This is a genomic window from Agromyces sp. ISL-38 (assembly GCF_018613935.1).
GTDB lineage: Bacteria > Actinomycetota > Actinomycetes > Actinomycetales > Microbacteriaceae > Agromyces.
Map to the genome: position 1 here is coordinate 1,986 of NZ_JAGGPF010000024.1, position 3,472 is coordinate 5,457.

Below are 3,472 nucleotides of genomic sequence, written 5' to 3' on the forward strand. Positions count from 1 at the left end.
CGCGCAGGAACATCGGCGAGCGAATTCGCGTGCAATGTGCCCGCGCCGCCGTCGTGGCCCGTGTTGAGTGCGGCAAGCAGCTCGCGGAGCTCCGCGCCACGGCACTCGCCGACGACGAGTCGGTCGGGGCGCATGCGCAGTGCCTCGCGAAGCAGGGCGTCGAGTCCGACCCGGCCGCTGCCCTCGAGGTTCGCCTGCCGGGCCTCGAGGGCGACGACATGCTGGTGGGCGACCTGGAGCTCGGCGACGTCTTCGATCACGACGATGCGCTCCCGAGCAGGCGCCTCGCCGAGCAGCGCCGACAGCAGCGTGGTCTTTCCGGTGCCGCCGGCGCCGGTGACGAGCAGGTTCTCACGCGCCGCGACCGCCTCGCGGAGCCTCGCCTCCTGCGCGGCGTCGAGCATGCCTGCCCGGGCGAGCGCCGCGAGTGAGAAGCCCGCGGCGCGGGGCACGCGCACCGAGATGAGGGTGCCGCTGCTCGACACGGGCGGAAGCACGGCGTGAACGCGGATGCCGCGCCCCAGGCGCACGTCGACGGCCGGGGTCGCCTCGTCGATGTGCCGGCCCCCGCGAGCGATGAGCCGCACGGCGAGCGCGCGCACCTCGGCCTCGTCGGCCGACCACGCCGACGCCCGCTCGGCGCCGGCGCCGCGATCGATCCACAGGCCGAACGCTCCGTTCACGAAGAGGTCGGTTACGGGACCGGCCGCCGCGAACGGCTCGAGCGGCCCGAGCACCGACAGGTCGGTCGCGGCGGCGCCCGGCATTCGGGTGCGAGACGGCGACGTGCCGGCATCGGATGCCTCGATTGCGCCGCCCTGCTCCGCCTCCGCCGGCCACGCGGTGCGAGCGGAGACACCCGGCGCAGGCTCAACCGGCTCGGGCTCCCATGACGGGGTGGCGACGAAGGGAATGCTCATGCGGCGAGCGTAGGCACGCACGGCGGCGCCGAGGCATCCGTCGCCGGGCAGATGCAGGAAAGTCCTCCTCCACACCGTTGTGGAGGAGGACTCGACCTGCCAGCACTGCCGAAACAGTGCCCGTTAACGAAAGGGGGCGGCACCCATTGGGGGGAACAGGTGCCGCCTCGGCAGCGCAAGGATTGGGGGGAATCACAAGCGCTGCAGGCCACGAAACGAGTGTTCGGGCGGTACTCAGCATACGGCTTGAGGACCAATGCGCAAGTATTTTTTGTCCCCATTTGTGCCGACACACAGAAATCTGTGGGCAAAGGCACAGCTAGCCCCCGTTCGGGTGCCATAACCACAGCGTACGACCTCTCGGGACCGAGCGGTACTGAACCCGCCGAAGCGGCGGGTAAGGTGCTGATTGGGGCAGGCGACCCAACCATGAATTCATTCGCGAAGGAGCGACCGGACAATCATGACCGTTCAGATCGATCACGCGCTCGAAGAGATCAGGCGATTCCGCCCGAGCCCCGAGTTCGCCGCCCAAGCCGTCGCCGACGAGCACCTCGCCGAAGCGGCTCGCGCCGACCGCCTCGGCTTCTGGGCCGACCAGGCCCGCGAGCTCCTCGATTGGGAGAAGCCCTTCACCCGCACCCTCGACTGGTCGAACCCGCCCTTCGCGAAGTGGTTCGACGACGGCGAGCTCAACGTCGCGGTGAACTGCCTCGACCGGCATGTCGCGGCAGGCCTCGGCGACCGCGTCGCCATCCACTGGGAGGGCGAGCCCGGCGACAGCCGCGACATCACCTACGCCGAGCTCACCGCCGAGGTGAAGCAAGCGGCGAACGTGCTCACCGATCTCGGCGTGGGGGAAGGCGACCGCGTCGCCATCTACCTGCCGATGATCCCCGAGGCGATCGTCTCGATGCTCGCCGTCGCCCGCATCGGCGCCATCCACTCGGTCGTCTTCGGCGGGTTCAGCGCCGACAGCCTCGCGTCCCGCATCGACGACGCCGAGGCATCCCTCGTGATCACCGCCGACGGCGGCTACCGCAAGGGCAAGGTCTTCCCCCTGAAGTCCACCGTCGACGAGGCACTCGCGAAGACTGCCGGGAGCGTCCAGCACGTGCTCGTCGTGCGCCGCGGCGAGAACGAGGTGCCGTGGACGCAGGGTCGCGACCACTGGTGGCATGAGACGGTGGCGGATGCCTCGGCCGAACATGAGGCGCGGGGCTTCCCGGCGGAGCATCCGCTGTTCATCCTCTACACGAGCGGCACCACCGGCAAGCCCAAGGGGATCCTGCACACGAGCGGCGGATACCTCACGCAAGTCGCGTTCACCCACAAGAACGTCTTCGACCTGCACCCAGAGACCGACGTCTACTGGTGCACCGCCGACGTCGGCTGGATCACAGGGCACTCCTACGTCGTCTACGGTCCTCTCGCGAACGCCGCAACGCAGGTCGTCTATGAGGGAACGCCCGACACGCCGCATGCGGGCCGCTGGTGGGAGATCGTCGAGAAGTACAAGGTCTCGATCCTCTACACCGCGCCCACCGCCATCCGCTCGTTCATGAAGCTCGGGCGGCAGATTCCACAGGCGTTCAACCTGCGCTCGCTCCGCCTGCTCGGCTCGGTCGGCGAGCCGATCAACCCCGAAGCGTGGATCTGGTACCGGCACGTCATCGGCGGCGGCTCGATCCCCGTGGTCGACACATGGTGGCAGACCGAGACCGGCGCGATCATGATCTCGGCGCTGCCCGGCATCACCGACCTGAAGCCCGGCAGCGCGCAGGTGCCGATCCCGGGCATCTCGATCGACATCCTGAGTGACGATGGCACGCCCGTCGAGGGCGAGGGCGGCGGACTCCTCGTCGTCACCGAGCCGTGGCCGTCGATGCTCCGCGGCATCTGGGGCGATCCCGAGCGCTTCAAGGAGACCTACTGGGAGAAGTTCGGCACTGAGCCCACAAAAGCGATGTACTTCGCCGGCGACGGTGCTCGCCGTGATGAGGACGGCGACATCTGGCTGCTCGGCCGCGTCGACGACGTCATGAACGTGTCGGGCCACCGACTCTCGACCGCCGAGATCGAGTCGTCCCTCGTGGCACACCCGTGGACCGCCGAGGCCGCCGTCGTCGGCGCATCCGACGAGACCACGGGCCAGGCCGTCGTCGCGTTCGTGATCCTGAAGGCGAGCCAGGCCGCGCTCGTCACCGATCCGGCCGAGGCGAGCGAAGAGCTGCGCCGGCACGTCGCCAACCAGATCGGCGCGATCGCGCGACCGCGGCAGGTGTTCATCGTGAACGAGCTGCCGAAGACGCGCTCGGGCAAGATCATGCGCCGGCTCCTCCGCGACCTCGCCGAGGGCCGCGAGATCGGCGACACGACGACGCTCGCCGACACGTCGATCATGCAGGTCATCAGCGCGCAGGTCAGGTAGAACCACGCCCTGAACGGCGGATGCCGCGGCCGGGAGTGATCCCGCCGCGGCATCCGCCGTGCACCGCGCCATCCGCGCTAACGCCGCAACATCCGACGTTCCTGCGCGTCTCGTCGGGAGG

General features: G+C 69.4%; 2 protein-coding genes. One reads left to right on the forward strand and one right to left on the reverse strand.

Annotated features, from left to right (window positions below):
- Nucleotides 1-920: CpaF family protein (locus tag J7E25_RS17630; protein WP_214871477.1), on the reverse strand; the 920-nt coding region annotated here is incomplete at its 3' end.
- A 463-nt stretch (nucleotides 921-1,383) separates the two neighbouring features.
- On the opposite strand from J7E25_RS17630, the gene acs reads away from it, so the two are divergent.
- A complete protein-coding gene (acs, locus tag J7E25_RS17635; RefSeq protein WP_214871475.1) occupies nucleotides 1,384-3,351 on the forward strand; it encodes an acetate--CoA ligase in 1,968 nt (655 codons plus the stop codon).
- Nucleotides 3,352-3,472 lie beyond the last annotated feature (121 nt).